This window comes from Clostridium sp. SGI.024 (genome assembly GCF_050315195.1).
GTDB lineage: Bacteria > Bacillota > Clostridia > Clostridiales > Clostridiaceae > Clostridium.
On sequence record NZ_JBNPON010000035.1, the window covers coordinates 12,377 to 36,895 of the forward strand.

21 protein-coding genes are annotated in these 24,519 nt (G+C 28.3%); 19 read left to right on the forward strand and 2 right to left on the reverse strand.

Features of this window, described 5'->3' with window-relative positions:
- The first annotated feature begins 107 nt into the window (after nucleotides 1–107).
- From helD to holA, 11 genes are all read left to right on the forward strand, one after another.
- The gene (helD, locus tag ACQRD5_RS10625) at nucleotides 108–2,393 is read left to right on the forward strand and encodes an RNA polymerase recycling motor HelD (protein WP_294167492.1); all 2,286 of its coding nucleotides are present in this window, start codon (nucleotides 108–110) and stop codon (nucleotides 2,391–2,393) included.
- 130 nt (nucleotides 2,394–2,523) lie between these two features.
- Nucleotides 2,524–3,696 (forward strand): FprA family A-type flavoprotein, encoded by a 1,173-nt coding sequence (locus tag ACQRD5_RS10630; protein ID WP_427746786.1) that lies wholly within the window; start codon nucleotides 2,524–2,526, stop codon nucleotides 3,694–3,696.
- 223 nt (nucleotides 3,697–3,919) lie between these two features.
- Nucleotides 3,920–6,214, forward strand: a complete 2,295-nt coding sequence (locus tag ACQRD5_RS10635; RefSeq protein WP_291631204.1) for an AAA family ATPase — start codon at nucleotides 3,920–3,922, stop codon at nucleotides 6,212–6,214.
- A 188-nt stretch (nucleotides 6,215–6,402) separates the two neighbouring features.
- A complete protein-coding gene (gene spoIIAA, locus ACQRD5_RS10640) occupies nucleotides 6,403–6,738 on the forward strand; it encodes an anti-sigma F factor antagonist (RefSeq protein WP_291631145.1) in 336 nt (111 codons plus the stop codon).
- A gap of 13 nt (nucleotides 6,739–6,751) precedes the next feature.
- Complete coding sequence (gene spoIIAB, locus ACQRD5_RS10645; protein ID WP_294186887.1) at nucleotides 6,752–7,183, forward strand: anti-sigma F factor; 432 nt, start codon at nucleotides 6,752–6,754, stop codon at nucleotides 7,181–7,183.
- A gap of 9 nt (nucleotides 7,184–7,192) precedes the next feature.
- Nucleotides 7,193–7,948 (forward strand): RNA polymerase sporulation sigma factor SigF, encoded by a 756-nt coding sequence (sigF, locus tag ACQRD5_RS10650; RefSeq protein ID WP_291631141.1) that lies wholly within the window; start codon nucleotides 7,193–7,195, stop codon nucleotides 7,946–7,948.
- Between the two features lie 122 nt (nucleotides 7,949–8,070).
- The gene (spoVAC, locus tag ACQRD5_RS10655; RefSeq protein WP_291631139.1) at nucleotides 8,071–8,541 is read left to right on the forward strand and encodes a stage V sporulation protein AC; all 471 of its coding nucleotides are present in this window, start codon (nucleotides 8,071–8,073) and stop codon (nucleotides 8,539–8,541) included.
- 14 nt (nucleotides 8,542–8,555) lie between these two features.
- Entirely contained in the window at nucleotides 8,556–9,575 is a 1,020-nt protein-coding gene (gene spoVAD, locus ACQRD5_RS10660) for a stage V sporulation protein AD (RefSeq protein WP_294169580.1), read from the forward strand.
- A 15-nt stretch (nucleotides 9,576–9,590) separates the two neighbouring features.
- On the forward strand, nucleotides 9,591–9,944 hold the full coding sequence (spoVAE, locus tag ACQRD5_RS10665; RefSeq protein WP_291631136.1) for a stage V sporulation protein AE: 354 nt from the start codon (nucleotides 9,591–9,593) through the stop codon (nucleotides 9,942–9,944).
- A 571-nt stretch (nucleotides 9,945–10,515) separates the two neighbouring features.
- On the forward strand, nucleotides 10,516–11,997 hold the full coding sequence (locus ACQRD5_RS10670; RefSeq protein WP_291631135.1) for a ComEC/Rec2 family competence protein: 1,482 nt from the start codon (nucleotides 10,516–10,518) through the stop codon (nucleotides 11,995–11,997).
- A gap of 15 nt (nucleotides 11,998–12,012) precedes the next feature.
- Nucleotides 12,013–13,044 (forward strand): DNA polymerase III subunit delta, encoded by a 1,032-nt coding sequence (gene holA, locus ACQRD5_RS10675; RefSeq protein ID WP_294168946.1) that lies wholly within the window; start codon nucleotides 12,013–12,015, stop codon nucleotides 13,042–13,044.
- Nucleotides 13,045–13,116: 72 nt separating this feature from the next.
- Here the strand turns inward: holA and rpsT are convergent, their stop codons facing one another.
- Nucleotides 13,117–13,380, reverse strand: coding sequence for a 30S ribosomal protein S20 (gene rpsT / locus ACQRD5_RS10680; RefSeq protein WP_191748197.1), 264 nt, complete (start codon nucleotides 13,378–13,380; stop codon nucleotides 13,117–13,119).
- 176 nt (nucleotides 13,381–13,556) lie between these two features.
- On the opposite strand from rpsT, the gene gpr reads away from it, so the two are divergent.
- The 7 genes from gpr (at nucleotide 13,557) to lepA (ending at nucleotide 22,997) form a co-directional block, all read left to right on the forward strand.
- Nucleotides 13,557–14,531, forward strand: a complete 975-nt coding sequence (gene gpr, locus ACQRD5_RS10685; RefSeq protein ID WP_291631133.1) for a GPR endopeptidase — start codon at nucleotides 13,557–13,559, stop codon at nucleotides 14,529–14,531.
- Between the two features lie 641 nt (nucleotides 14,532–15,172).
- Complete coding sequence (locus ACQRD5_RS10690) at nucleotides 15,173–17,290, forward strand: SpaA isopeptide-forming pilin-related protein (protein WP_427746788.1); 2,118 nt, start codon at nucleotides 15,173–15,175, stop codon at nucleotides 17,288–17,290.
- A gap of 144 nt (nucleotides 17,291–17,434) precedes the next feature.
- Nucleotides 17,435–18,292, forward strand: a complete 858-nt coding sequence (locus ACQRD5_RS10695) for a class C sortase (RefSeq protein WP_291626823.1) — start codon at nucleotides 17,435–17,437, stop codon at nucleotides 18,290–18,292.
- Nucleotides 18,246–19,238: a Cna B-type domain-containing protein gene (locus tag ACQRD5_RS10700; protein ID WP_294168940.1), complete on the forward strand. Its 993-nt coding sequence runs from the start codon at nucleotides 18,246–18,248 to the stop codon at nucleotides 19,236–19,238. The genes ACQRD5_RS10695 and ACQRD5_RS10700 overlap by 47 nt, the downstream gene beginning before the upstream one ends.
- A gap of 218 nt (nucleotides 19,239–19,456) precedes the next feature.
- A complete protein-coding gene (locus ACQRD5_RS10705; RefSeq protein WP_427746789.1) occupies nucleotides 19,457–20,569 on the forward strand; it encodes a stage II sporulation protein P in 1,113 nt (370 codons plus the stop codon).
- 64 nt (nucleotides 20,570–20,633) lie between these two features.
- Nucleotides 20,634–21,068 (forward strand): hypothetical protein, encoded by a 435-nt coding sequence (locus ACQRD5_RS10710; RefSeq protein WP_291626829.1) that lies wholly within the window; start codon nucleotides 20,634–20,636, stop codon nucleotides 21,066–21,068.
- 120 nt (nucleotides 21,069–21,188) lie between these two features.
- Nucleotides 21,189–22,997: a translation elongation factor 4 gene (gene lepA / locus ACQRD5_RS10715; protein ID WP_291626831.1), complete on the forward strand. Its 1,809-nt coding sequence runs from the start codon at nucleotides 21,189–21,191 to the stop codon at nucleotides 22,995–22,997.
- Nucleotides 22,998–23,146: 149 nt separating this feature from the next.
- Here lepA and ACQRD5_RS10720 read toward each other — a convergent pair whose 3' ends face one another.
- Nucleotides 23,147–24,055 (reverse strand): patatin-like phospholipase family protein, encoded by a 909-nt coding sequence (locus ACQRD5_RS10720; RefSeq protein WP_294168935.1) that lies wholly within the window; start codon nucleotides 24,053–24,055, stop codon nucleotides 23,147–23,149.
- Between the two features lie 130 nt (nucleotides 24,056–24,185).
- Between ACQRD5_RS10720 and ACQRD5_RS10725 the strand changes: the two genes are divergently transcribed.
- A complete protein-coding gene (locus tag ACQRD5_RS10725; RefSeq protein WP_294168934.1) occupies nucleotides 24,186–24,455 on the forward strand; it encodes a hypothetical protein in 270 nt (89 codons plus the stop codon).
- Nucleotides 24,456–24,519: the final 64 nt, after the last annotated feature.

Here is a 24,519-nt window from a genome sequence, read left to right on the forward strand (position 1 = left end):
AAGTAAATCTATAATTTGTTAGTTAATTGCATTAAACTGCTAGTTAATTGAATTTAAATATAACTTATTCTATAATTAGTATAATAGTTTAAATAAGAGGTATTTGTATGGAGAAAGAAGGTTTATTTTTAGAAAAAGATATTCTTGAAGAAAAAAGAAAGAAAATCAATGAAGAGCTTTTAGAGAAAAAAAGAAGTTTTGAAGTTATTGATAAAAAATTAAAGCTTCTAACTAAGGAAGCTAGAGGAAGTTATAATGAAGAAAAAGAAACTACTGAAAAGATTTACTCAGTTTTAAAAAAAGACATTAATAATTATGAAGAATCAATGAAGGTGCCTTACTTTGGAAGAGTTGATTTTAGAGAAAATAAATCACAAAAAGAAAGTATATATATAGGTAAACAATCTGTAAGTTCAAGTCAAGATGGAGAAGAAATAGTAGTAGATTGGAGAACTCCAGTGGCAGATCTTTATTATAGTGGCACAGGAGGATATGCATATTATAATTCTCCAAATGGAATAATAGAGGGAAACTTGTCTCTAAAAAGAAAATTCTTATTTAAGGAAGATAATTTAGAAGAAATATTTGATGAAGGAATAAATGAAATTATTGTTAAGAGTGGATTAGAAGGTGAGGATCTAGTCGATGAATTCTTAAAAATTAATTTGGAAGAAAGCAGAGGAAAGAAATTAAAGGAAGTAGTAGCAACTATTCAAAGAGAACAAAATGACATAATAAGATGGCCAAAGAACTTACCTATAATAGTTCAAGGATCAGCAGGCTCAGGTAAAACTACAGTAGCATTACATAGATTAGCATACTTAATTTATAGATACTCAGATAGTATTAAAGGAAAAGACATCTTAGTTTTAGCACCAAATAAGTTATTTTTAGATTATATATCGGATATTCTACCTAATCTTGGTGTTGGAGAAGTAAATCAAACTACATTTCAAGATTTAGCCCTTAAGAACTTGAAATCTAGAGCTAAAATTAAGGGTAAAGACGAAAAGCTAAGAGAAATTATTGAGGCTAATGATAGAGAGAAATGCAATTATATTGTTAACTCATCCAAAATAAAAGGAACACTAACATTTAAAAGTATAATAGATAGATATTTAGCTTTGTTAGAAGGGGCTTCATTAGACATAAGTGATATTACAGTAGAAGGCTATATATTATTTGGAAAAAGAGAAATAATGAGGCTTTATTTAAAAGACTTAAAAAGCTATCCAATTAATAAAAGAAAAGATGAAATAAAAAGATATTTATCACTGAAATTAAAAGAAAAGATTCAGCTTCTTTGTTTACAAGTAGATTCAGATTGGGATGTAAAGATTAAAGAAGTAAAAAGAGAGCTAGAGGATTGCTCCGAAAGAAGAGAAAAGCTAATAAAAGTATATTCCGAAAGAGACTCAATAAAAGACAATATAAAAAATAATTCTAAAAAAATTATGAATGAGTATTTTAAAAAGTGGAGAGGTATAACTTCAAAGGATATATATTATAATTTATTCAAAAATGAAGAGTACTTTGAAATAGCAACCTTAGGTAAAATTCCTAAAGAACTAGAGAAGTTTATGAAAGAAGAATTAGAAAATAACAACGAAAAGGGAGTTATTGATGAAGATGATTTAGCACCACTTATGTATATAAATATACTATTAGAAGGGGTTGCAGAAAAAGACAAATACTCTCATATTGTTGTTGACGAAGCTCAAGACTATAATCCATTCCAGATTTATTTAATAAATAGCTTAACGAGAGGAAATTCTTTAACTTTAGTTGGTGATATAGCACAAGGAATTTACTATTATAAGGGGATTAAAACTTGGGATGATATAGTAGATAGAGTTTTTCAAAAAAAGGCTACATATATACAACTGACTCAAAGCTATAGATCAACTGTTGAAATAATTGATTTTGCTAATGAAGCTTTAGTTTCACAGAACCTAAACTTAAAAAATGCAAAACCAGTATTAAGACATGGAGAAAAGCCAAAGGTAATAAAATGTAGCAGTGATAAAGAGGCTGCTATAAAAATAAAAGAAATTATAGATGAAATTATTAAAAATGGTAAAAGTAGTATAGCTATTATAACCAAAACCTTAGATGAAGGTAAAAAATTAGAGAAAATTATAAAGAAGGAAATAAATTTAAAAATTTCCTTAATAAAAGGAAGCGAAAAAGAAAATAATGAAGATATAATAATTATTCCATCATATTTAACTAAGGGGCTAGAGTTTGATGCTACTATAGTATATGATCCAAGTGATAAGAATTATAGTGATAATATTTTAGATAAAAGACTATTATATGTTTCTTTAACAAGAGCCTTACATTATGAATATATTATAGAAATTAATAAGCTAACTAATATGATAAAGTCTTAATAATATAAATAAAATTAATTTTAGGAAAAATATATATAATATGAACATTTAGTAATTGTTTGCTAAATAGTATTATGATAAGATATTAACTGTAAATCAACTAATAAATTGGCGTTATGGAGGCAGTTGTATGACAGGAGAAAAATTAAGAGACAATATTTATTGGATAGGAGTTAAGGATCCCAATTTAAAAGTCTTTGATATTATCATGGAAACTAAAAAAGGAACTACCTATAATTCTTATGTAATTAATGATGGAAAAGTAGCAGTAATAGATACTGTTAAAACAGGTTTTTATGATGAATTTAAAGAAAATTTAGTATCAGTTATTGGAGAAAAAAAAGTTGACTATATTATTGTTCAACATACAGAATTAGACCATAGTGGTTCTTTAATTAATTTAATAAAGGATTATCCAGAAGCTACTATAGTTGGCTCAAAAGCTGCTATAACATATTTAAAAAACATTTTAAATAAAGAGTTTAAATATACTGAAGCTAGAGAAGAAATAAATCTTGGAGAAACTACTCTTAAATTTATATCAGCTCCTAACTTACATTGGCCCGATACTATGTTCACTTATGTTAAGGAAAGAAAGCTATTGTTTACCTGTGATTTTACAGGTTCACATTATTGTCCTGATGGTGGAATAATGTCAAATTTAGATGATGATTATTACATTGAGATGAAATATTATTTTGACTGTATAATGGGACCATTTAAAAGATTTGTTTTAATGGGACTCAATAAAATTAAGGATTTAGATATTGAATGTATTGCTACAAGTCATGGACCAGTTCATGCTAATAATATAAGCCATATATTAAATTTATATAGAGAATGGGCAACAGAAGAAGCAATTGATGAAAAAAGAGTAGAAATTTTCTATATATCTGCATATGGAAATACAGAAGATATGGCTAAGTACTTAAAAGAAAAAGTAGAATCTAAAGGATATGTAGCAAATATAACTGAAATTACTTCAATTCCTTTAGAGGAAAGCATAGCTAGATTAGAAAAGGCAAAAGGATTTATGATTGGTTCTCCTACAATAAATCAAGATGCAGTTAAGCCTTCTTGGGATTTATTATCATTAGTAAATCCTATAATAAATAGAGGTAAAGCAGCTGTGGCTTTTGGTTCTTATGGATGGAGTGGTGAAGGTGTAAAAATGCTTACCTCAAGACTTAAAGACTTAAAGCTTAAAGTTGTAGAGCCAGGAATATCATTTTGTTTTGTACCTTCAGAAGCAGATTATAAAAATGCCGAAGAAGCAGTTGATAAATTTTTAAGTTTACTATAAAAAGAAAGATCTTTATAGAACAAGTTAATGTTCTATAAAGGTCTTATTTTTTTAGAATTAGTTAATACCAATATAAATATAATTAATTGTATTGATATTAAACAATTTATTTTTAAAAATTTATCCCTAAACCAACACCATTAGAATATCTATATAGTAAATAACTAAATAAAGGGGGGAACTGCTTCTTTAAAATTGCTAGTCAATTTGAAGGTAGGAATATATGAAAAAAGAATTAACTTCTCAAGAGGTAAAATTTAACTTTAAATTTAAGGAAAACAAAGAAAAAGGCAGTGTAACAATGATACCTGAAATAGATGGAGAGTATGAAAAGATAGGAAGAGCCCTTAATATTAATAGAGAAGGCTATAATATTTATTTGATAGATTCATTTTCGAAAGAAAAATTAACAAAACTTCAGGCTTATATAAAGGAGCAGTATAAATTTAAAGAACCTCCTAAGGATATTTGTTATATTGTATTAGATGACTACAAAAAACCAGAAGTTTTATTTGTAACTAATGGCAATGGTAATAAATTAGTAGAGGCAGTTGAAGGTATACGCAATAATTATATTGAGTTAGTTGAAGAGTTTTATAACTCTTCTAAAGAAGATGAAAAAGATGAATTAATTGAAGAAATACAAAGTAAAAGAAATTCTTATATGAGTGAATTGATGGAAATGGCTAAAAAAGAAAATTTTGAGGTAAAAGTAACAAATAAGGGATTTGCTTTTATACCATTAATAAATGGAAAAGTTATAAGTGAAAGAGAATATGATAATTTAGATAGAGAAAAAAAAGAAGTAATTGTAGCAAAAGCTAGTATATTAAAAAAGAAAGCAGAAGTAGTTTTAGTAAAGATAAAAGACATAGAAGTAAAATCTATAAGTAAGTTAAAAGAAGTATATAGTGATTTTCTAACTAAAGAGATGGAAGATTATAAGGATGAAATACTTTTTCAGTTTATAGATGATGATAGTGCTTATGAATATTTAGAAAAATTATTTAGTCTTATGGAAAAGGATATAATAGAATGCTATACCATGGATATAGATGAAGACGAAGAAAAACTATATGATGTAATAAATAAATATAATATTCATTTATTAGTTGATAATAGCATAACTTATCATCCTCCAGTTATATATGAAGAGGATCCCAGTGTTAATAATTTAATGGGATTTTTAGAATATGAAAATCATAATGGCGTTTATACAACAGATATTTCATTAATTAATTCAGGCTCTTTATTACAAGCTAATGGAGGTTGTTTAATTATTAGAATGAATACATTAGCTAGTAATGGATATTCATATTATCATTTGAAAAAAGCATTAATGACTAATAAGGTAACTTACGATGCATCAAAATCTTATTTAGATATAATTTCTATTAATACTTTAAAGCCACAACCTATACCTATAAATGTTAAGGTTATTTTAATTGGAGATATGGAAACCTATGATACATTATATAATTTAGATGAAGATTTTAGTAAGTTATTTCCATTAAGAGCTGAATTTTATCCTATAGTTAATGTTAATAATAATGCTGTAAATTATATAAAGTCCTCTATAGATAATAAGATAAGAGTAAATGGTCTTATGGAAATAACAGAAGAAGGAATAAATGAAATTATTAAATATCTATCAAGAAGTGCAAGTAGAAAAACTAAAATTAATATAGATACTACAGAAATAGATAAAGTTATTATTCTTGCAAATTATAATGCTAAAAAAAGAAATAGTTTATTAATTGAAGGCAATGATATAAAAAATGTTGTATATTACAAAGAAAGAATCGAGGAAGAATACGATAAGCTTTATGAAGAAAGTAAAATTATATTATCAGTAACAGGGGAAAAAGTAGGCGTAATTAATGGTTTATCAGTACTAGATACTGGATACCATTCCTTTGGAAAACCAGTAAGAATAACTTGCATTGCTCATAAGGGAAGTGGAAAAATAATAGATATTCATAAAGAGAGTAAATTAAGTGGGAAAATTCATGAAAAATCTATTAATATTATTAAGGGATTAATTAGTAATATTATTAATTCTTATGAGGATATTCCTGTGGATTTTTATTTAAATTTTGAACAATCTTATGGAATTATTGATGGAGATAGTGCTTCTGTAGCAGAAGTTATATGTATTTTATCTGCATTAACAAAGAGGCCTATTAAGCAAAATATTTCTGTTACTGGTTCAATTAATCAGCTAGGAGAAGTTCAAGCAATAGGTGGAGTAAATGAGAAAATAGAAGGCTTTTTTAAAGTATGTGAATTTATTGATGATTACAAGGATAAAGGAGTATTAATTCCTTCTTCTAATAAAGATGAGTTAATTTTAATGCCAGAAGTTGAGAAGGCTATAGAGGATGGAGATTTTCATATATATATTATGGATAATATAGACGATGCTATAGAAACTTTATTATTAAATGGTAATGAGAGTATTGAAGAATTCTACTCTGGATTAAAAGAAGAAATTAAAAAATATACTATTAAAAAATAGATATTTTGAACTAAAGAATTAATATTATATGAATATTAATTCTTTTTTGCTATAAAATTCAGAATTATGTTTGACTAGAAATAAACTAATATGTTAAAATTATGGAAAAAGAAGGAAATTATATTATTAAGAGGGGGGAAGGGGCTTCGCAGAAATGTAAAGTGAATAATGAAAAGTCCCGAATTTATATGTATCTTAAATTTGAAAAGCAAGATGATACACTTATTATTAGATTAATGGGGGAGTTAGATCATCACAGTGCAGAAGAAGTTAGGGTTAAGATAGATGATAGAATAGATAGAGATAACATAAGAAAAGTTATATTAAACTTTAGTGGTGTTACTTTTATGGACAGCTCTGGAATAGGAGTTGTTATAGGTAGATATAAAAAAATGAAAAATAGAAATGGAAAATTATGCGTGGCAGAAATAAATAGAACGGTAAATAAAGTTTTCGAAATTTCGGGTATATATAAAATAATAGATGTTTATGGAAATATTGATGAAGCCATAGTGAATATTTAATGGAGGGTTTAAAATGGTTGATAATAAAGTTAGTATTGAATTAATGAGCAAATCCGAAAATGAAGGTTTTGCAAGAGTGGCTGTAGCTGCTTTTGTATCTCAATTAGACCCAACGGTTGAAGAATTGACAGATGTTAAAACTGCTGTATCAGAAGCTGTAACAAATTCTATAATACATGGTTATGAAAACAAAAAAGAGGGTATAATCAAAATAGAAGCAAGTATAACTGGAAATGAAATAACCCTAATAATTGAAGACTATGGCAAGGGAATAAAGGATGTTAAACAAGCGATGGAACCATTATATACTTCTAAACCGGAGCTAGAAAGGTCTGGAATGGGCTTTACTGTTATGGAAACCTTTATGGATAACTTAGAAGTTTTTAGTGAATATGGAGAAGGTACGAAAGTTATTATGAAGAAGAAATTTAATACAGTAAGTTAGGTGAATTATATGGAAAATGGAAATATAAGAAAAGAGGTGTATAATTACGAAGAAAATTCAAAGTTAATACCTCTAGCTAAAGCAGGTAATCAAGAAGCAATGAACAAGGTAATTGAAATGAATTTACCTCTTGTAGCATCTATTAGTAAAAAGTTTCTAAATAGAGGTTATGATTATGAAGATATATTTCAAATCGGATCTATTGGTTTAGTTAAAGCTATTAATAATTTTGATGATAAGTTTAATGTAAAATTTTCTACTTATGCAGTTCCTATGATAATTGGAGAGATAAAAAGATTTATAAGAGATGATGGTATAATAAAGGTTAGTAGGAATGTAAAAAGTCTAGCTAGAAAGCTTCATTTTGATAAAGAAGAGTTAACTAAAAAATTAGATAGAGAACCAACTATTGAAGAATTGTCTGAATATTCACATATAGATAAGGAAGAAATATTATTCGCCATAGAGTCATCAGTTAATATGCAATATCTTTATGATATTATTCATCAAGATGATGGAGCTCCTGTTTTGCTTATAGATAAATTAAGTGAAAAAGGAGAAGATGATAGTGACATGATAAATAGAATTGCACTTAAGGAAGCTTTAAGGAGTTTAGATAGCAAGTCAAGACAAATTATTATGCTGAGATACTTTAAAGATAAAACTCAAGTGCAAGTAGCTAATATGCTTGGCATTAGCCAAGTTCAAGTTTCAAGAATAGAGAAAAAAGTTTTAGGACTAATGAAAGAAAAATTACAAGAATAAATGTACATTTAAAAAGCTCTTTAAAGGGGCTTTTTTGTTTCTTGAAATTCAATAAAATTCCAGAGTTGATTTTTTATAAATTGGAATAATAAATTTATAGAATTATAGAAAGGGGTATTCTTATGTCTAAAAATAAAAAACCAAGTGAACAACAAATATTACAGAAGTTTAAAACTATTGCCAATCAGACAAATCCAAAACCTAAAATAGCTAGAAATTGTATAAGAGCTTTTTTAGTTGGAGGAGGAATTTGTACTATAGCTCAAATTTTTCAAGAACTTTTAATAAAATATGGTTTCCCAGAGGATGATGTTAAGATGCTTCTTCCGATTATTATGGTGTTTTTAGGAGCCTTATTAACTGGTGTCGGTATATATGATAAAATTGCATCCTATGGGGGAGCTGGAACAGTAGTACCAATAACAGGTTTTTCAAATGCTATAGTTGCTCCAGCAATTGAATTTAAACAAGAAGGATTTATATTTGGAGTTGCAGCTAAGATGTTTACAATAGCAGGACCTGTACTAGTATATGGAATAGGTAGTTCAGTTATTATAGGAATAATTTATTATATTATTCAGTTGTTAATATAAGAAAGGGAATTAGTATGAATGAAACAAAGAAAATTGGGAAGCAAACAGTTAGATTAGTAAATACACCTAAAATTATAGCAACATACTCTATAGTTGGACCAAAAGAAGGAGAAGGACCACTAGGAAGCTATTTCGATGAAATATTAAATGATGATTTATATGGAAAGGAAACTTTTGAAAAGGCTGAAAGTGAGATGTTATATACAGCTATAACTTCAGCTATAAATAGGGGGAAAATAGAAGAAGAGGATGTAGATTATTTGTTTGCTGGAGATTTACTTAATCAATTAACATCTTCATCCTTTGCAGCAAGGCAACTTAATATACCATTCTTTGGGCTTTATGGAGCTTGCTCTACTATGTCAGAATCTTTAAGTGTAGCATCAATGATGTTAGATGGAGGATTTGGAAAATATGTTGTTGCAGCAACATCATCACATTTTAGTTCTGCAGAAAGGCAATTTAGATTTCCTTTAGAATATGGAGCTCAAAGAAGTCCATTAGCACAATGGACAGTTACAGGTGCAGGGGCTATGGTACTTGCTAAAGAAGGAAATTATCCAGAAGTAACTTATATTACAACAGGAGTTGTAAAAGATTATGGAATTAAGGATCCTAATAATATGGGAGCGGCAATGGCACCAGCAGCTGTAGATACAATAGCCATGCATTTAAAGGATGCTGGAAGAGAACCAAGTTATTATGATGCAATAGTCACAGGAGATTTAGGGAAAGTAGGAAAGGAAATAACTTGTAAATTATTATTAGAGTATGGATATGATATTAGAAGTAATTATTTTGATTGTGGAGATATGATATTTGATGATAATATTCAAAAAACAGACTCTGGTGGAAGTGGATGTGGATGTTCAGCCGTGGTAGCTTCAGGCTATTTTTATAAAAAAATGATAAGAAAAGAAATAAAAAATATTCTTTTAGTATCTACTGGAGCTTTAATGAGTACAACTTCATCTCTTCAAGGAGAAAGTATTCCTGGAATTGCTCATGCTGTTGCAATTGAGTTTAAAAATTAGGAAGGAGAAATTCTTATGGAATATCTTAGTGCTTTTGTAGTGGGAGGTATTATTTGTGTTATAGGTCAGATCCTAATGGATACAACTAAATTAACACCTGCAAGAATACTAGTAATTTTCGTTACATTAGGAACTGTGTTAGGTGCCTTTGGAATATATGATAAAATAATTGCAATAGGAGGAGCAGGAGCGAGTATCCCTTTACCTGGCTTTGGCAATTCTTTAGCAAAGGGGGCAATAAGGGCTGTAGAGGAAAAGGGGCTAATTGGAGCTTTTACAGGGGGTATAACAGGAACAGCTGCTGGAATTACGGCAGCGATATTCTTTGGATATATAATGGCTTTAATATTTAATCCAAAGACAAAATGATAATATATATTTAAAACAGTTAAATAATGCTTTTAAAAATAACTTAACAAAATAACTTAACAAAATATTAGATTTTAGAATTTTACCTATAATATTTACAGATGAAAATATTATATCAGCAGAGTTTTTTGTTAGAAAAATAGGCCTTATTTCTAGTGAAGATCAAATAACATCAGGGTTAGAATTAGAATCATTAAATGATGAGGAATTAATAAAAGTTGTATCAAGGGCTAGAATTTATTGTAAGGTTAATCCGGAGATTTGAATTTATAATATTAATAGTTATTGTATGGATTTTATTTATTTTTACACTGAGAGATTTAATTATAAAAAAATGGTAAAACTTTAAAATGAGGTGTTGCCATTGAAGCTTAATAATAAATATAATATATTACTATATATATTTTTGGTTTTCATATTATCAAGCAGTGTATTTTTACTTTTTTATAAGAATAAATGGCTAGCAATTATACTTGTTGGCTGTTTTTTTATTTTTCTTATTTTAATAAAAAAATTAGAATTATTAATTATATTATCCTTATTTTCACTTATTCCTATAATAAATAATTATTTGTATTACAATTTAAGTTGTGATAATAATGAAGAAATTAGAATAATTTCTCTAAATAATTACGGAGGAATAGGTGAAGTTAGAGGAAGAAAGGTTTACTTAACTGGTGATTTTAAAGATATAAAATTAGGAGATAGATTACTAGCTAAAATAGAATTAAATAAAGATATCAATGTTGAAAGAGGAATATTAGGAGAAGTAAAGATAGAAGATTATAAAAAATTGAATACAGATTTAAAGGGGAAAATATATAGAATTAGAGAATATATATTTAATAATTTAAAAGAAAAGTTAGGAAGTAGGAGAGCTGCTTTAATAACATCCATATCATTTGGATATACAGAATTTTTAGATAGAGAAGATGAAAGTACCATGAAAAATTTAGGGGTATTACATGCAGTATCTGTATCTGGATTGCATATGGTTTTAGTGTATTCTTTGTTGAAAAAAATTCTAGGAAATAAAATAGCTCCCATTGTAGCAGTTATTTATGTAATTTTTACTGGAGCAGCTATATCAACTGTAAGGTCTTATATAATGCTTTTATGTTTAAGCTTAGCAATACCTTTTAGAAGAAGCTATAATCCTTTAGCAGGGCTATCCTTAGCAGGTATAATTTTAATTTTATATAAGCCCTATAGCATCTTTGAAGTTGGTTTTCAATTAAGTTTTTTATCAACTCTTGGAATAATTTTATTTAATAAAAAGTTTAATAAGGATTTATATAGATTACCAAAGATTTTAAGGGAGGGAACAGCTATTAGTTTATCATCACAAGTCTTTACCTTTCCTTTTTTAGTATTATATTTTAGGGAGTTTTCTTTAGGATTCTTAGCTGGAAATATAATACTTATGCCGTTAATTAATGCAGTTGTAATTCTGGGAAATATTTTAGCCTTAACTATAAATTTCAAAATTATTTTTAATTATATTGTCTTTATTTCTTATTATGTAACTTTAGCTATAGATATAATTTCAGAGAAATTGCTTAATATTTTACCAAGTATATTATTTTTAAATGAAATAATAGCAATAAGCTATATAATAATGTTAATAACAATTTATTTTTATAGAAGAGGATATAAGAATTCTATTTACTTTCCAACATTAATAATATTTTATTTATTCATTATTTTTTATAGCCCTTATCCAAAGTTTGAATATTATAAAGATGGAATATTATTAATTAGCTATAAAGGGGAAAGATCCTTAATTGCAATAAAGGAAAGTGCTGATTTAAATAAATATAAGTATATTTTATTATCAAATAGTGAATATAAAAGTTTTAAAAAGATAAAATTAAATAACAGTATTGAGATAGAAAAAATTAATAAGAATATTTTAATAAGAAATAGTATAAATAGGTATTTAATAAAGCTTTCTAGTGGGAAATTTGATGGAAATTATGATATAATAGACTGCAAACATAGTAATTATGTAAAAATTATTTTATTGAAAAATAAAGTTTTAGTAACTAATTAAGAAAGGTAGATTGCTTTGATAGATTTTGATGTATTAGAAGGTGAGGTTAAGAAAGGGAAGATAGAAAATTCTTATATTTTTTGTGGCTTAGATGAAGAGTTAATTAAAGAAGGAATAAACTTAATTGTTAATACTACTATTGATACCTCCTTACTGGATTTGAATTATATAAGACTAGATGGATTAACAACCACCTTTGATGAAATAATGAATGCTTGTGAAACTATGCCTTTTATGGGTGATAAGAAGGTAGTTGTAGTTTATAGGGCAGGTTTTTTAAAAGAAAAAACTGATGCTACAGGGACTAAGCTTTATAATGACATACTTAAGTATTTAAAGGACTTACCAACCTATACAGTTCTTATAATGTATTATTTATTTAATGATAAAAGAGATACCCCTAAGAAAAGTAATAAAGTAAAAGCTTTAGAAAAAGTTTCGAAGGTAGTATATTTTGATAAATTAAAAAAAGATAGATATTATAAAAAAGTTGAAGAAGTTTTTAAAGAAAAGGGTAAAGAAATAGGAAAGGTTGAGTTAAAATATTTTGCGGAAAAGGTGCAAAATAACTTTGATATAATTAGAAGAGAAGCTGATAAGCTTATTTCATATACTGAAAATAGAGCTATAAATAAATCTGATATAGATAAGTTAATTGCTAATTCTAGTGAGGATGATATTTTTGATTTAGTAGATTTTATTTCTCAAAAGAAGGTTGAAAAAACTTTAGATCTACTTTACGATTTATTATCCAAAAGTGATCAACATATGCTTATTATTTCAAATATAGAAAATAATTTCAAAAGACTTTATGAAATAAAAATATTAGTCCAAAGTGGAGCAAGAGTTAACGATATTTCTAGTAAATTTAAACTTCCAACCTTTGTCTGTGAAAAATTAATTAATCAATCTAATAAATTTTCTGTAAAGCAGCTTCAAAAGATAATGGAAATATGTTTAGAAACTGAAAATAAGATTAAAACATCAGGTGTAGATAAGAATATGGAACTGGAACTAATGATATTTAACATATTTATGACTAAGTAAATATATATTATAAATTAAAAATAAATAGGTAAAAAAATAATAGCCGATCCATTGGATCGGCTTCTTATTTCATTACGCCATAGCGTTTAACTTTGCAGCTAATCTTGATTTCTTTCTAGCTACCATGTTCTTGTGACATACTCCTTTTTGAGCAGCCATATCTAAAGCTTTAACAGCCTTAGGGAAAAGAACCTTAGCTTCTTCAACGTTGTTTGCAGCAACAGCTACTTCAAATTTCTTTACAGCAGTTTTTAAAGCTGATTTAATCATTCTGTTTTGAGCAGTTTTTGCTTCAGTTACCTTAATTCTCTTTTTTGCTGATTTAATATTTGCCATTCTAAATTCACCCCCTTAATAATTTTATTAGGGTCTCTTTGCAGTTTTGGGGAAATCTGCGTTCGAGTTCGTTTTTAACATACTAGATTATATCATTGAAAGTTTATAAGTTCAAGTATTAAATTGAAACATTAAGGAAAAATAAAAAGGATAATAGTTTTTTTGGAGGTATTTTTATGATTAATGTAAGAACAGATTTAGCTATAGAAGCTAGAGATATGTATACTAAAGAAAACAAAAAAGAGCTTGATGGTGTTATTGTAGATGAAGAAAAAGAGGGAGATATTAAGATAACTACAGTAACTATAGAAAGTGATGAAGCTGGTAAAGAATTAGGAAAGCCTAAAGGAAATTATATAACAATAGACTTTCCAGAATTTACTCATTATGATGGTGAATCTATGGATAATGTTTCAAAGGTTGTGGATAATGTTTTGACTAGATTAGTAAATATGCCAGAAGAAAAAACTGCATTAGTTGTAGGGCTTGGGAATTGGAATGTAACACCAGACTCATTAGGGCCAAAGGTTACGGAAAAAATAATGGTTACTAGGCACTTAAAACAAGTTATGCCAGAGGCTATAGATGAATCAGTAAGACCAGTTTGCTGTATATCTCCAGGGGTTCTTGGAATAACAGGAATAGAAACTGGAGAAATAATAAAATCATTAGTAGATAGAATAAAACCTGACTTAGTTATATGTATTGATGCTCTTGGTTCAAGAAAGCTTGAAAGGGTAAATAGAACTATACAAATTAGCGATACTGGTATATCACCAGGAGCAGGTGTTGGAAATCATAGAATGAAGATAAATGAAGAAACTTTAGGAGTAAAGGTTGTAGCTATTGGAGTACCTACTGTAGTTCATGCGGCAACTATAGCAAATGATACTATAGATCTTGTATTAGATGGACTTATTAGTAAGGCTGAAAAGGGAAAAGATTTTTATAATATGCTAAAGTCAGTAGATAAGCTTGAAAAAAGTCAATTAATAAAGGAAGTATTAGATCCTTTTGTAGGTGATTTAATGGTTACTCCAAAGGATGTTGATGCAGTAATTGAATCCTTAGCTAAGATAATTGCAAATGGTATTAATATGGCAATACAACCTAATTTAGATATGGAGGATATAAATAAATTTATGAATTAAAAATTTTATTATATATTCTTATGAAAAAAGATATAGGAAGAATAAAAGAATCTAAAAATAGCTTAATATAATAAAGTTTATAGAAAGATAATTTTTACTATATTTGATTTATTTTAATAATATCAATAACTCTCAGTGTGGGGAGTTATTTTTTGTTGTTTTTAATGTATATTAATGTAAAATATTAATTTATTTGTAATATATATATTGTATAATATATGTATAAATGTTATAATATTCATTGAAGTGAAGTTTGTTCTTAAAATCATAAAGTTATAAGCTTTGTGAAGAAAATCAGGACAACAACAGGTAAATAATGCACTAAAATAGATAGTCTTATTTTGGAGCATAAAAAAATATACCTGCACTAAAACTCTTGCTAAAGTTAAAACTATTAAAGTGTTTGGGTATGGAAATTATTATGAATAACTTATATTAATTTCATACTACACCATAATATTACAGTAACATTGACAGCAAGAATAATCCTAGTTGAATACAAAAGATTAAATTGATTTATTGGAGTTATAGTATAGAGTCGAATGTGATGTTGTACTTTGATTGTAGAGAACAAAATTTTCATATTAATGAACTCGTAGGAAACTATGATTCAAAAATTATTTAATAGGGGGAGAATTAGAATGAGAAAAAAACAAAACAAATTTCTTTCATTATTTGTTGCTGCAATGATGATTTTTTCAATTCTGCCAGTTAAAGTATCAGCTATGGATATAGCTAATAAATTAGTTACAGTTGGAGGAGAAAACTGCGACTATACAACAATTCAAGATGCTATCAATGCTATAGATGGTCAAGCTGATAAAACTGGTTGGACTATCCAAGTAAATAGTGGTACTTACAGCAGGTTTACAGTGCTAGATGGCATGGATAACCTTACTGTAAAAGCAGCTGATGGCGCAAATGTTATTATTAACACTTTAGATAATAGCCCAGCACCTGCTCCAACAAGCAGTGCATATCCGGATACTGCGGGTATTTCCATCCGTTATGCCGCTAATGTTACATTAGAGGGTTTAACCTTAGATGTTGGTACGCAAGCAGATCCATGGTATTCTGCAGCTATTTCTACGTATTCTGAAAGTGGCCTTAAGCCAAGTGCACCAACTATAAAGAATTGTATTTTTGATGGAAGCGATACTGCATTTGGTGTATTCATTAATACTGGTGTTAATGAGTTTTACGTTGAAAATTGTAGTTTTAATGGTTTAAAAGAAGCTATTTCTATGTATGGTGATGGCACTCTTATGAAGAATGCTATTGTATCAGGAAATACTTTCAATAATTGCTCCTTTGCACTTCATGGATACTATGGTGGTTCTGGAGATGCTGGAACACTTAGCTTTGTTAACAATACTGTAAATGGAACTGATGATTTGAGATGTAAAGTAGTAATTCAGGATCAAACCAACACTGGAGCTATTAAGGCAGATATAAATAATAATACACTTACTAATGCTGTTGTTGGCTTAGTAAACTTAAGAGAAGCTGGAGAAACTGTATCTGATGTTTTAACAAGTAATACTATGGGAAAGAGCAGTTTCTATGTAGAAGCAATAGAACCAGGTACAATTGAGTTTTATGCCACTTATACAGCACCAGCAAATGAAACAGGTTATTGGGCTCTAACTGGAATTGATGATTTTGAAGTTGATTGGGGTAAAAATCCTGATGGAACTAATGCTTATATTGGTGAGAAGATAAAAGAAGCTAACGCTAACAAGTCTAATACTATAAGTTTTACTGGTATTGATGAAGAGAATTTGGTGAAAACATTTACTTGGTTTAAGGATGGTATTTATTGGGTAAGTGGTAATAAAACTAGCTATCCTGGACTAGAAAAGAATATTGTAACTGAAAATGGAGACGTAAAGAGCACTAGCGTTGCTAAGGATGAAACAATTAACTTTAAATTGGTATCTAATGTTCCTCAGGACCTAAAAAATTACCTAGAACCTGAGACTCCTGATGGACCAAGTTTATATTCATTTACCGATGATTTAAATAGTGGTACTTATAAGTTAGCTTTCAACGATATCATGGACAAGGGTCTAACTTTAGTTGATGATTCTATAGAAGTTACTGTAAATGGAGCAAAGGTTGAAGTTACTCCTGTAATTGGTACTGATGATGAAGGCAATACTACTATTTATGTAGAAATTGACCTTGTTAAATTATATCAAGCTGGCTATTTTACAGATTCTGATTTTGGAACAGCACCTATAATTATGACCTATTCTGCCACAGCTAATAGTGATATAAAAGCTGGAACTTATTACAATAAGGCTTGGGTTGACTATGAAGGTGATAAAACTGAAGAAGATGTTGTTACAATAGATACATTTGGTATCCAAATCTTTAAGTATGACCAAACAAATAAAGATAAAGGTTTAAAGGGTGCTAAATTTGAACTTAAGGACAGCGATGGAAATCTTATTGCTACACTTATCTCTGGAGAAGATGGTTATGTATCTTATGAAGGTCTTAAGGAAGGTGAATATACAGTTACCGAAACAGAAGCTCCTTATGGATATGTAAAGAGTGATATGCCTATTACTATTATTCTTCCTGAAAATGCTTCTGAAGGAACTAATATTGCAAATGTTAAATTTGCAAACTCTGTAATTCCTCAAACTGGTGGTACTGGTACAATGATATTTACCATTGTTGGGGTAGTTATTATTGGTGCAGCTTGTGTATTATTTATAACTTCACAAAAGAAAAAGAAGAGAATAAATTAAAATAAAATTTTAAAATATATTGAAACAAACGGAGACTAAAATAGGAACTTGTCTCCGTTTGTATTTGAATATTATATCTTGCATCAGAGCAGATATAATATTTGATGATAAGCTTAGTATTGAAAAGGAATGTATTAAGAATATATGAAACATAAACCAAGTATATCAACAATTTTATTCATTCTTCTTTTGGTAATTGGATTTGGAATTCTTCTTTATCCAACTATCTGTGATAGGTGTACCAGGTGGAAACTTCAAAAAGAAATGAACCATTATACCGAGGTAGTAGAAGCAATTAAAGAAGATTATGCAGATTTATGGGCTGCTGCAGAAGAATATAATAGTTATCTGCTAGGAAAAAAATCTCAATTTACTATGGAGGAAGGCGAGGTTGAAAAGGTTGCTACTTTGCTTAATCCTTTAAATACTGGGATGATGGGATATATAGATATTCCTAAAATTAATGTGCATTTACCCATATATCAAGGAATAGAAGAAAAAGAACTTCAGTCTGGAGCTGGTTATTGGTTAGGCTCAAGCTTACCTACTGGTGGAGAAAGTACCCATTGCGTTATAACAGCACATACTGGTCTTGTAAAAGCAAAAATGTTTACTGATATAGATCAGCTAGAAATAGGTGACTTATTCACACTTTTCGTATTAAATCGTCAGTTAACCTACGAAGTTGATCAGATACTCATAACTGAACCTGATGATATTAAAGATTTATATATTGTTGATGGTAAGGACTATGTCACACTTTATACCTGCTATCCCTATGGTGTGAACACTGAACGACTCCTTGTGCGTGGCAGTCGCGTTGATAATATAGAAAATCAAGATAACAGCTGGCTACTAAAATACTTCACATGGTGGCAGATTCTTCTGTTTATATTTATTGTTTTGTTACTTATCCTGTTTTTATGGCGTGTTTTCATTACTAAAAGGGGTAAGTATGAAAGACGAAGAGAAGATAAACATTTTAGAAAAAACGAAAAATGAGAACCAAAGAGAGGAGGTTGAAGTTTTGAAGAAATACAACAGGTTAAAAATAATAACATTCATAATAGGCTTTCTTTGCAGCTTTTTCATGAGTATGCCGCTTATGTCACTTGCCTCAAATATTGAGGATACTGCAAATTTAACACTTAATTATATTCATTCTGATATAGAATTTTCTGTTTATAGGGTAGCAGAAGAAAGTGAGAGTGGATATGTTCTTACAAGTGATTTTTCAGAATATCCAGTTTCTATTGATGCTAAGACATCGGAAGTATGGAAAGCACTTTCATACACTTTAGCAACCTATGTTGAAGCAGATAATATTCCTGAAACAGTAAGTGATAAGACTTATAATAATACAGTTACATTCAAGAATCTGAAATCAGGAATGTATCTTGTGTTAGGAAAAGCATATACCATAGATGATTACTATTATACTCCTATTCCTTTTTTAGTTGTATTAACAGATGGCGATGATATCACAGTAGATCCTAAGTATGACAAATATGGTTCAATAATTGATGAAGAAAATTATGAGGATTATTTTGTTCGTAAAATTTGGGTAGATAGCGAAAATAGTGATAATCGTCCACAGAATATAACCCTTCATCTTCTCAAGGAAGGTACAGTTTATGATACCATTACTTTAAATGAAAGTAATCAATGGGAATATACTTGGAAAGATTTGAATACTAAATACCATTGGTCTGTAATAGAACCAAATGTACCAAAGAGTTATACTGTATCCATTACTCAAGAGGGAACCTCATTTATCGTAACAAATATTTTTAGGAATGAAGAAACAATTACAGATTATGATTCAGATAATCTGCAAACTGGTGATGAAACAAATATATGGCCCTATGTTGGAATTCTTGTCATTGGGGTTTTATTAGCTGTATATCTTATATTAACTAGAAAAAAGAAAAATTTTGAGGACAGATAAATAAGATTGGTGCTGTCTCACAATTTTAGTATGGAGCTGCTGCGGTAGCTCCATTTATATATTTTTTAAGATGTATTTCATTAAAACATTATAAAAGTTAGTATAAAAATAAAACTAAAGTAAAAGTTATAAATAAATTTATGAAGTAAAAATATTTTTTTATTTATTAATAATTATGTAACTCTCTAAATATACTTATTAGAGGAAGGGGGAGTTGCATGTATTCATTAAGACAAGTTTCACCTAATAAGCAGGGGGCAAGAAAAAATGTAAAGTTAGGTATTAACAATAAAAATTTTAGTATGGGATATTTAATCATTATAGTAGCTTTTATAATATTTATTATAAGAGCAATAAATGTAGTTAATAACTATAATGATCCAGGTGGGTATGCATATGTTCAAATGCTTAACTTTTCTATGCCAGTAGTAAAAACTGCAGTATATGATGAAGGTGCATATGTTGAAAATAATCTTTCTTTAAAAAATGTTGCTTTAGAAGCCATGGGAATAAGAGGTATAAATGTTTTTAAAATAGTAGGTAAGGAAATTAGTCTTTTTAGTGAGATGTTTGCAGGCTCAGAAATAGCATCATCTATAAATAAATTAACACCATTTTCACTAAAAAAAGAAAGTATTGCTAAGATGACTGATGAAGAAATAGCAGAATTAAATAAGGTAAGTGAAGCATATGATCCAAGTTTAAAAAAGAGTTTAGATAACTCTAAAATAGAAGTACTTATATTTCATACCCATACAACAGAAAATTATTCTGAAAGGGAAAACTTAACTACAGACACTGACTTTAACGTGGCTGGAGTTGGAGATGTATTAGCTAAAGAGTTAGAAGAAGGTTATGGAATATCAGTTATTCATGATAAAACAAATCATAGCGTTTCTTATAACGAAAGCTATACAAGGTCAAATGAAACCCTAAATAAGTATTTAAATAAATATGGTGATTTTAAAGTTATTATAGATCTTCATAGAGATGGAGTTGATGGAGCAAAAGCTGAACAATTAAAAAGTATTTATACAATGAATATAAATAACCAAAGTTTAGCTAAAATGATGTTTGTTACAGCGCCAAACAGCAGTAGATATGAGGCTAATAAAGCCTTTGTAGAAAACTTATACAATATTGGCAATAGATTATTTCCAGGCTTAATAAGAGATATTCATGAAATAAATCCAGCAGCTACAGCCATTAACTATAGCTTAAGTGATAATTTTATACTTATAGAAGATGGAGCAAATGTTAATACTGCACAAGAAGCAAAATTAACTAGCAAATATATTGCAAGAATAATAGCAGAACATTTAAATAGGTAAAATATGAATAAAATTTGATTTTTATGAGCATCCTTTTAGATAGTAAAAACTAGGGGGTGCTTTTTTGATTAATAAAAAAGTTTTAATAGGAACACTAATTTTTTTTATAATAGTAGTACTAGGAGTAATAAAAATTAATATTATTAACACAAAAGCCTTATCACCTGTTGGTAATGGTGAAGATAACTATGAGTTAGTTAAGGAGGAGTTTGGTAAGGATTTTGAGGAGTTTATTAAAGATGATGCAGAAGTAAAAATTTATACTCCAAGGGATGAAATCGAAAATACAACTGTTAGGATATATGATAAAGAGTTTATAATAAATACAAATAATAAATTAACAGAAAAGTTTTATGAAATGGGTGGTTTTTTATACAATGGCTTTAGTAGTATAATAGATAAGATAAATGGTAAAATAAAAAATAATGAAATCAATAATGAAAGTGAAGATTTAGATAAGATAATAAATGATTTTCTAGAAGAGAATAATAGTAATTAACACTTATTAACAACTTCATATTTATATTGACACATAACCTAGACATTATGATATAATTTACCTTGAAAATTACAATGGGGGTGAAGTGACTATTTGCTTATTTAAGCAATAGTTTTATATATGAGTAGTAATAGACAAGAACATATTAGAAATTTTTCTATAGTAGCCCATATAGATCATGGGAAGTCAACCCTAGCTGATAGATTATTGGAAGCCACAGGAACTCTTACACAAAGAGAAATGGAAGAGCAAATCCTTGACAATATGGATATAGAGAGAGAAAGAGGAATAACTATTAAGTCTCAAGCAGCAAGACTTGTTTATAGAAGAGATGATGGAGAAGAATATATATTAAATTTAATTGACACTCCAGGTCACGTAGATTTTACATATGAAGTTTCAAGAAGTTTAGCTGCATGTGAAGGTGCTATTTTAGTAGTAGATGCAACCCAAGGTGTTCAAGCACAGACTTTAGCTAACTGCTATTTAGCATTAAATAATGATTTGGAAATTGCACCTGTTATCAACAAAGTTGATTTACAATCTGCAAGACCTGATGAAGTTAAACAAGAAATTGAAGATATAATAGGAATTGAGGCTGAAGATGCTCCAATGATTTCAGCTAAAACTGGACTAAATATTGGTGATGTTTTAGAAACAATAGTAGAAAAGATTCCGGCACCTGATGGAGATGAGGACGCTCCACTTAAGGCATTAATATTTGATTCTTATTATGATAGCTATAAAGGCGTTGTTTCTTATGTAAGAATTTTTGATGGAGTTGTAAAGCCAGGAACTAAAATTAAATTAATGGCAACAAATAAAGTATATGAAGTAACTGAAGTTGGAGTATTTATACCTAAGACATTACCTATTAATGAATTAAGAGCTGGTGATGTTGGATATATTGCAGCTTCAATAAAAAATGTTAGAGATGCAAGAGTTGGTGATACTATAACAGAAGCAGATAGACCAATAAAAGATGCATTACCAGGGTATAAGCCTGCAGTTCCTATGGTTTATTCAGGTATTTATCCAGTAGATGGAGCCAAGTATCAAGAACTAAAGGATGCATTAGAAAAGCTTCAAATAAATGATGCTGCATTAAGCTTTGAACCAGAAACTTCAATAGCATTAGGCTTTGGATTTAGATGTGGATTCTTAGGATTATTACATATGGAAATAATTCAAGAAAGAATAGAAAGAGAATTTAATTTGGATATTATTACAACTGCACCGTCAGTTATTTATAAAGTAATAAAAACTAATGGAGAAGTAATAGAGCTTACAAATCCAACAAACCTTCCAGAAGCTACAGAAATAGATTATATGGAAGAACCAATAGTTAAAGCAAGTATAATAGCCCCTTCAGATTATGTTGGTGCTGTTATGGAATTATGTCAAGAAAGAAGAGGAACTTTCATTGATATGCAATATTTAGAAGAAACAAGAGTTTCTATTAATTATGATATTCCATTAAATGAAATTGTTTATGATTTCTTCGATACACTAAAATCTAGAACTAGAGGATATGCTTCATTAGACTATGAATTTAAGGGATATACTCAAACTGAATTAGTTAAGCTTGATATTATGTTAAATGGTGATGTTGTAGATGCATTATCTATGATAGTACCAAGAGAGAAAGCATATGAAAAGGGAAGAGGTATAGCTGAAAAGCTTAAAGAAATAATTCCAAGACAAATGTTTGAAGTACCAATTCAAGCAGCAGTAGGATCTAAAATAATAGCTAGAGAAACAGTAAAGGCTATGAGAAAAGATGTACTTGCAAAATGTTATGGTGGAGATATTTCTAGAAAGAAAAAGCTGTTAGAAAAGCAAAAAGAAGGAAAGAAGAGAATGAGACAGGTAGGATCAGTTGAAATTCCTCAAGAAGCATTTATGGCAGTATTAAAAGTAGATAAATAATTTATAATAAAAAATGCTAAGTCAAATAGGCTTAGCATTTTTTAATAGATAACTATAAGAGTAAGGTGGTAATATTATTAAACTATATAAACAAATAAATGTTTATATAATTCATTATATATTAAAATTGTGTAAAAGTACGCAAAAATTTACTTAAAGTAAAAATTTTTTAAGTATTCTAATAAGTTATACAAATCGCAATTTGTTCCTATGTCCTTTAGATAAGGAATAAATTTATAATCATCTAAGTCTATAAACTTTGGAACTCTTGGATTTATTCTAAAGTAATTTTCTTTTAAAAATTCTTTGCAGTATAAATCTTCTAAGTTAGACATACCATCCATCAATAAAGCTAATAATGGTGATTTCATTTTGCTAAATGGATTAAATGACCATTGAAGTATTCCCCATTTATGTGTTTTGCCTATTATTTTTTCAGGACTATCACCTGTGCCTATAGATAATAGTAATATATCTTCTTTTTTATATTTTGTCATTGAAGATAAAGTTAATATAAGGGAAATTGCAGTAGGAGAATTAGCTATTACTCCACCATCGATATAGTTATTATATGATGGGAAATATGTAGGAGCAGCAGAACTAGCTAAAATAGCATCTCTAGCAAGAATATCACTTGTATTATTTTTGGATAAATTATTAAAGAAAATAGGTTCCCAAGATTTTGTATCTTTATCTCCTAGATAAAAGGCTGGAATAATAATATATCTTTTAAAATCATTTATTTTAAAGTTATGGTCAAAATAATTTGAAATTATTTTTTTTAGGCAGTTATTTTTAAATTTAGGCTTTAAAATATTTAGCTTAGGGCTGGAGAAAATTTCACTAGAAATTTCTTTAGAATAAAGTTTTTTAAGATCATCAATTGGTACACCTTTTGCTAGGAGAGCAGCAATTATAGCTCCTGTTGAAGTTCCTGTGAAAAGATCAACTTCATTTAAAAAATTTGGATAGTTATCTATTATTCTAGACAGAATCTCAATACTTAAAGCTCCTTTAATACCACCACCATCAAAAGATAGGATTTTGAATTTTTTCATATATTACTCCATAAATAAATTACTTATATATGTTATTCAAAAGTTTTGATATTGATATAAATATTAAGTAATTAAATATGAGCTTTGAAAATATATTGAAATGTAAAGTAAATTTAGTGAGGTGGATTTAATGTTAGAAGTAAATAGTAGAGACATAAAAAAGAAAGGAAAGACTTTAAGAAATAAAGGTATAATTACTGGAACATTGAAGAGAATAGACGGAAGAGTATATAATATTCAAATGAATGGAAATGATTTAGATACATCAGTAACTAGAAATGGTTTGAGTTTAATATTACCAATTAATTTTCAAGGTGAATTAATAAATACTAGAATAGAAAAAGTACAGAGAGATGTTTTATTTCATAATATTATAAATGTAGATTTATTAGAAAAATAAAAATAAGATACATGATGCTATTGTACCAGGTTAAAAGGAACTATTATTTTGAGTTCCTTTTTTC